The organism is Deinococcus rhizophilus, from assembly GCF_030271215.1.
In the GTDB taxonomy this organism is placed as follows: Bacteria; Deinococcota; Deinococci; order Deinococcales; family Deinococcaceae; genus Deinococcus; species Deinococcus rhizophilus.
In genome coordinates, this window is the sequence record NZ_JASNGB010000223.1 from 1 (window position 1) to 4,146 (window position 4,146).

4 protein-coding genes and 1 pseudogene are annotated in these 4,146 nt (G+C 69.6%); 2 read left to right on the forward strand and 3 right to left on the reverse strand.

All coding sequences use genetic code 11. The features are described from left to right. Positions 1–209 (reverse strand): annotated as a pseudogene (locus QOL99_RS15470) (aldehyde dehydrogenase family protein); the annotation flags it as partial. Between the two features lie 32 nt (positions 210–241). Further along, positions 242–514 (reverse strand): metal-sensitive transcriptional regulator, encoded by a 273-nt coding sequence (locus QOL99_RS15475; protein WP_285525137.1) that lies wholly within the window; start codon positions 512–514, stop codon positions 242–244. A 373-nt stretch (positions 515–887) separates the two neighbouring features. Here QOL99_RS15475 and QOL99_RS15480 point away from each other — a divergent pair, with 373 nt between their 5' ends. After that, entirely contained in the window at positions 888–1,775 is an 888-nt protein-coding gene (locus QOL99_RS15480) for a glycosyltransferase family 2 protein (protein WP_285525138.1), read from the forward strand. A 230-nt stretch (positions 1,776–2,005) separates the two neighbouring features. Then, on the forward strand, positions 2,006–3,193 hold the full coding sequence (locus QOL99_RS15485) for a hypothetical protein (protein ID WP_285525139.1): 1,188 nt from the start codon (positions 2,006–2,008) through the stop codon (positions 3,191–3,193). A gap of 137 nt (positions 3,194–3,330) precedes the next feature. Here the strand turns inward: QOL99_RS15485 and QOL99_RS15490 are convergent. Then, the coding region (locus QOL99_RS15490; protein WP_285525141.1) for an LCP family protein at positions 3,331–4,146 on the reverse strand (816 nt) is incomplete at its 5' end.

A 4,146-nucleotide genomic window follows, 5' to 3' on the forward strand; every position in this document is an offset into this window, starting at 1 on the left:
CCGTCGGCGCGGCGGTGCGCGGGCCAGCGTCGGTAGCTGCCGAAAGCCTCCGCCGCAAGCCCCAGCGCCCGGCGCAGTTCGGCGTCCCCGGCGCGGGCCACGTCGTAGAGCGCCTCTCCGGTGTAGGGATGCGTCACCCGGTCGGTCTGCGCGGTCATGACGGCCTCGCCCCCGATCAGCAGGGGCACGCGGGTCAGGGTGGTGGTCATGGGGTCACTGTACGGTGCGCAGGAGCAGGCGTTCAGCCCCGCAGCAGCTTGACCGCCCGCACCACGTCCTGCGGGGTGACGGTCTCGCCCGGATGGGCACGGCAGCCCGAGGCGTACTGCTCCAGAATCGTGTCGCCCGTGGCGTCCAGCGCACTGCGGATGCCCGACAGCAGGGTCAGGACCTCGTGGCAATCGCGGCCTTCCTCGATCATGCGCTGCAGGCCGCGCACCTGGCCCTCGATGCGGCGCAGGCGGTTGAGAACCTTCTCGTCGGTGGCGCTCAGGGGAGCGGGGGTGGGGGTCATGAGACTCCTTGGCAGAAAGAAGGAATGGAGGGGGCCAGGGCCGATCTGCGAAACCCAATATACCCCCCCAGGGTAGCGAAGGCCAGCCCGCAGCACATCCAACTGGAAGAGACCCGTGGGCCGGTTGCGTGAGCGCGAGACCCGGCCAACTGCGGCCCCGTTCCGCACAGGCGACGGAAAGGAAGGCGCCCACCAGAGCCCATGTCTACAAAGCCCGTCTCCAGCTGCTGGGAAGGCAGCAGAGCGGCGAACGGGTGCCCTCCATACCCTCAGGGGGTAACTGACGGGGAAATGGAAAGGAAAAAGCGTCAGCAGGGGGAGAGCCGTGGGATAGACTGACCGCGCTGTTGGGTCCCCCCAGATGAGGAGTGCAATGTTTATCTCAGTTGTCATCGTCAGCAAGGGTCGACCGGCCATCCTGGCCGGAACGCTGGCGTCGCTGGAGGGGCAGACCCGCGCTCCGGACGAACTGCTCGTGGTCGTCACAGAGGACTCGGACCTGCCGGAAGGCGTGCGGGAGCGGCCAGACCTGCGGACGCTCCTCTCGGCCCCCGGCATTCCCCGGCAACGCAACCACGCCCTCGACCACCTCTCGGCGGAATCGGAGGTGGTCATCTTTCTTGATGACGATGTCGAACTCGCGGAGGACTATCTGCGGCGGGCCGAGGGCTTTCTGGTCACGCACCCGGACGTGGCAGGCTTCAGCGCCGTGCCGGTGCTCGACCGCGCCGAGGACGGGCTGCTGGCGCGTGAGCGGGCACGGACGATCCTGCGCGGGCCCCCCTTGCCGCCGCCCCCGGTGCGGCCCCGGCTGGGTCTGTACGGCTGCAACATGGTGGCCCGCACGGCCCCGGCCCTGGCGACCCGCTTCGACGAGCGCCTCGTCCTCTACGCCTACCTTGAAGACCTCGACTTCGGGTCACGGCTGGCGCGGTGGGGCCGGACGGTCGACTACAGCGGCGCCCGCCTGATTCACCTCAGCACCCCTTCCGGCCGCATGGGGGAAACGCGGCTGGGCTTCGCCCAGATCATGAATCCGGTGTATCTCTGGGCGACCAAGCGGGCCATTCCGGGGGCCGAATGTCTGCGTCTGGTCGGGCTCTCGCTGGGACTCAATGTGCTGAGTCTGCTGGGTGTGGACCGCCGGTTCCGAATCACCCACGCGGCCACTGACCGCCGCCAGCGGCTGCGGGGCAATCTCGCCGCCCTGCGCCTGCTGGGACGCGGCGTGATCGACCCGTCTGCGGTGCGGGACCTGTAACGGCGGCGGGCTCTGCTGCGGGCACGCCAGGCGCCCGTGGATTCCAGGCAGAGAGAGCGGCTGGCCGCAGTGGCTCACGGGGTCTGCTCCAGACGCACAGCCTCCTCCTGTCCTTACCCTCTGCATCCGTGCTGGGAGCGCGTTGAGAGGCTCCGTGAGATCGGCAGCAGCGGTCCACCGGACCCCCAGCATCTCACCCCGACTCATGAAGGCGTCTTAAGGTGACAGCCATGTGGAAACGTCTTCTCGCCTGCGGGCTGCTGTTGGGCACGGTCACTGGCTGTGCACTGGTGGCGCAGTTCGCCGGGCAGCCCGGTCAACGGACTCCGGCCGCTCCGGTGCGGCTGGCTCCCGACCCCACGCTGATGGCCCGGCCGTCTACCGAGATCGGCCACCGGGCCGACGGCACGGTGACGGTCGAGGGGCGGCCCTTCTTTCCGCTGGGCTTCTACCACGTGTCGTGGGCCGGGGGCGGCACCCCTGGTGGGCGGCAGGAGGACCTGCGGCGGCTGAGCGAGGCGGGCTTCAACCTGATGGTAACCGAGCCCATCAACGACCGCGACGTGAGCGACTTCGAGCAGACCCTGAACGCCGCGCAGCGCAGCGGGGTGTACGTGATGAGCTACGGCCTGGGCGAGGCGACCGTGAAGCGGGTGGGGCATCATCCGGCGGTGCTGGGCTTCAAGCTCGCGGACGACAGCAACGTTCTGGTCAAGCCCGAGGAGGTGCGGCGGCGCCACGCCCAGCTCAAGGCCCTGTCGCCGGACAAGCTGACCTACATCAGCCTGTCGGTGGGCTTTGGACGGCCCGAGACGGCCTATTTCGGCGTGTCGGACATGGTGGGCAACCAGAGCTATCCGGTCGGTAGCGACGACATCTCGGTGACCTACCCGGTGATGCGCTCGGCCGTCGAGAGTGCCCTGGCGCGGCGCAGCGTGCCGGTTGCCAACCTCCAGACGTTCGCGTGGGAGGGCAAGCCCCTGCCCAGCGAGGCCGAGTTGCGCAACATGACCTATCAGGCCCTGATGGCGGGGGTCAAGGGGATCGTGTACTACGCCTACCGCTCGCGCGAGGTGGACCTGGGCCGCGAGCCCCGGTTGTGGCAGGCCGCCGGGACCCTCGCGGGCGAGATCGCCCAGCTCTCCCCCGCCCTGCTGAACGGCGAGCGGCAGGAACTCAGCGACGGACGGGCGGGGCGCCCGGTGGTCGTGGTGCTGCGGGGACGCGGCGGGGACTTCCTGCTCGCACTGAACAACAGCCGGACCAAGACGCAGACCGTCCGTGTCCCGCTCTCCAGAGTCCCTGGGGGCTGGCAGGTCATGGCGGGCAAGGGATCGTCGCTGACCCGGCGCGGTGGGCAGGTCAGCGGTCAGCTCGCCCCGCTGCAGGTCGTGGCCTACCGGCTGAGCGGGCGCTGAGCCATACGGATTCTGTCCGTCTCGCCCACACACCGGGACAGCACCAGCCCCGCCAGCTCCACGCCCGGACCCCGTTGTTCCTCTGCTCGCTCTGCCCGGAGTGAATCACTGCGCCAACACTTGGGAAGGAGTCCGTATCAGCGCAGTTGCAGGTGCAGGCGGCGGCGTTCGGCGTCGGGCACCACGTAGTACCACACGCCCCCGATCTTGCGGTTGACCCCGCGCACCGCCTCCACCCGCTGCCGCTCGGTGAGGTAGCTGTGCCGGGTCCGCAGCCGCACGACCTCGCTGGGCGAGAAGTTGGTGCGCAGGTGGCCCTGGAGACGTTCGAGCAGCGTCTGCAGTTCACCCGTCGAGCGCTCTCCGAGTTCCGCCATCAGGTTGCGGACGACCTCCTGCTGCCGGGCATTGCGCCCGAGGTCGCCGCGCGGGTCCTGCTTGCGCATACGGGCGTAGGCAAGGGCCTGCTCGCCGTTCAGGCGCACCGCACCGGGTGAAAAACTCTGGCTGCCCAGCGTAAAGGCAAAGGGCGGATTGACCGTCACCCCGCCGACCTCGTCGATGGCGCGGCGAAACCCTCCCAGACTGATCTCCACGTACTTGTCCATCGGCAGGCCCAGGAAGCGCTCGATCGCCTCGGTCTGCAGCCGGGCCCCCCCGTGGGCGTAGGCCGCGTTGATCTTGACCATGCCGTGGCCCGGCAGATTGACCCGCGTGTCGCGCGGCACGCTCAAGAGCGTCAGTTGCCGGGACACCGGATCGAGGGTCAGCACCAGCAGCACGTCGCCCCGGCCACTGCCCAGTTCCTCCTGGTCAGTCCCGATCAGCAGGAGGTGGAGCCGCGCAGTCGTCTCCAGGCGGTCATTGAACCAGCGGGGGGCCACTGGGGGTGCGGTGGCCGGAGCCGCCGCCCGTGGGGCCGGGGCAGGGCGTGGGGCTGGGGCAGGGCGGGG

Bases quoted from the DNA above. Each gene is read 5' to 3' on its own strand.
- QOL99_RS15475 (WP_285525137.1), bottom strand. From the start codon at position 514: ATGACCCCCACCCCCGCTCCCCTGAGCGCCACCGACGAGAAGGTTCTC.
- QOL99_RS15480 (WP_285525138.1), top strand. From the start codon at position 888: ATGTTTATCTCAGTTGTCATCGTCAGCAAGGGTCGACCGGCCATCCTG.
- QOL99_RS15485 (WP_285525139.1), top strand. From the start codon at position 2,006: ATGTGGAAACGTCTTCTCGCCTGCGGGCTGCTGTTGGGCACGGTCACT.